Annotated in this window: 3 protein-coding genes and 1 pseudogene; all 4 read right to left on the bottom strand. The window is 62.4% G+C overall.

Features of this window, described 5'->3' with window-relative positions:
* Nucleotides 1-117: pseudogene (locus FEM54_RS32070) on the bottom strand (carboxy-S-adenosyl-L-methionine synthase CmoA); the annotation flags it as partial.
* Nucleotides 118-153: 36 nt separating this feature from the next.
* Nucleotides 154-810: a lysoplasmalogenase gene (locus tag FEM54_RS32065; RefSeq protein WP_138454222.1), complete on the bottom strand. Its 657-nt coding sequence runs from the start codon at nucleotides 808-810 to the stop codon at nucleotides 154-156.
* Nucleotide 811: 1 nt separating this feature from the next.
* Nucleotides 812-1,201: a protease inhibitor I42 family protein gene (locus FEM54_RS32060; RefSeq protein WP_017136304.1), complete on the bottom strand. Its 390-nt coding sequence runs from the start codon at nucleotides 1,199-1,201 to the stop codon at nucleotides 812-814.
* A gap of 192 nt (nucleotides 1,202-1,393) precedes the next feature.
* Nucleotides 1,394-1,684: S16 family serine protease (locus tag FEM54_RS32055; protein WP_276614960.1), on the bottom strand; the 291-nt coding region annotated here is incomplete at its 5' end.

The following is a 1,684-nucleotide window of genomic DNA, read 5'->3' as shown; positions in this document are numbered from 1 at the left end:
ACCCGGCACCGAGCGCTTGATCATGTCCGGGAACACCCGCACCACGTCCTCGTTAAAGGCGAAGTCCGGCACCTGGGGCAGGGGCTGGGCGAATAGGCGATCGGGTTCTTTGCTCACGGTTGTTCCGGCGACGAGGGGGGAAAGGCCGGCATTTTAGCCAAGTTGGCCCTCATGTGCGCGGGTTGTCTGATGGAAAGCCGAAGCGGTAATACCCCACTGACCCAGCCAATAGGTGGTGATCAGCAAATACGGTGCCGCATCGAAGGCCAACACAAACCGGTTGATGCCGATCAGCGTGTCGGAAAACACAAACGACACCGCCCCCGCTGCCGCAAGCCATGCCGAGCGTTTGGGCACTTCACTGCCCAGCCGTGCGAGCGCACGCCAAAGCATGGCACTGATCACCAGGGCGTAAACCACCACTGGAATCAGCAAGTCGCCGAGGCCGTGGGAAATCAAAATACTCAGCAGGATTGCCCCCACACCCAGCGCCAATACCAATGGCAACATCGCCAGGCGGCGGCAATCGCTGAAATAGGCTTTCAGATACGCCAGGTGCGCAAACAGGAACGCGCCGAGGCCAAAGATAAACAGGTCGCCCGGCCAAGCGAGCAGCACATCACCGACCAGGGAAAAAATCAGCCCCAGGCTGATCCAGCGTCGATAGTCAGTGGGCGGCGCATCATGCAGCCAGCCCAGCAGTGCCAGCACCGGCAGTGGTTTGACCAGCAGGCACAACAAGGTGGCGTGGGTGGTCAGGCCGTAGATAAAGGTGCCGGCGCCCATCAGCGCAAGGATCAGCCATGGCATATCAGTTCACCGTAATGGCGCAGTCGAAGGTTTCGGCCGGTTCGGCTTCCGGCTCCCAGGGTTGCTGGGATGTCAGGCGCAAACGGCCCTGGCCGGCCGCGAAGGCCTGGAAGCGCCAGGTGGAGTGGCCACCACCGCCGATCACACCGGATTCCGCGCTGCTGTAGACCTCCGGGCTCAAGGCACGCAGCACACCGCCCGCGGAATCCTGGATGGCCCAGCGGTAGCCGGTGGTGGGGTTGCTCGGCAGGGTGAGGATCAGGTTTTGTCCGGTTTTAAGCTGCAGCGGGCAGGCGCTCTGGTTGTCCACAGTGACGTTTTGCTTGGGGGCACTGGCGCATCCGGCCAGCAGGGCAAGGCTCAAGGGGAGAAGCAGGCGGGCAGCGGTCATGGAGGCTCCGTTGTGTGGCGACGAAGGGCGAGCATAACCGAAGATGAGACAAGGTGTGACAAGCAGACAGTGACAGAAACCTTTGTGGCGAGGGAGCTTGCTCCCGCTGGCCGCGAAGCGGCCCCGGCTTTGTTGGGACTGCTGCGCAGTCCAGCGGGAGCAAGCTCCCTCGCCACAGGGTTGGAGTGAAATTTAGAAGAGCACCTTCGCCACATCCGCAAAGCGCTTGGCAAAGTGTACCGTCATGCCTTCCTTCAGGTACTCCGGCAACTCCTCAAAGCTCCCGCGATTCGGCTCCGGCAAGATCAGCTCGTGAATCTTCTGGCGGCGCGCCGCAATCACCTTCTCGCGCACGCCGCCAATCGGCAGCACATGCCCGGTCAACGTCAGCTCGCCGGTCATGGCCACGCCTTTTTTCGGCGGCTGGTTGCGCGCCAGCGACAGCAGCGCAATGGCCATGGTGACACCTGCGCTCGGGCCGTC

It is taken from the genome of Pseudomonas edaphica (assembly GCF_005863185.1).
In the GTDB taxonomy this organism is placed as follows: Bacteria; Pseudomonadota; Gammaproteobacteria; order Pseudomonadales; family Pseudomonadaceae; genus Aquipseudomonas; species Aquipseudomonas edaphica.
Note: the sequence above shows the minus strand (reverse complement) of the source record. Positions and strands in the feature narration are given on the sequence as shown.

Excerpts from the sequence above, each read along its gene's own strand:
- FEM54_RS32060 (WP_017136304.1), bottom strand. The coding sequence starts at position 1,201 with ATGACCGCTGCCCGCCTGCTTCTCCCCTTGAGCCTTGCCCTGCTGGCC.
- FEM54_RS32065 (WP_138454222.1), bottom strand. The coding sequence starts at position 810 with ATGCCATGGCTGATCCTTGCGCTGATGGGCGCCGGCACCTTTATCTAC.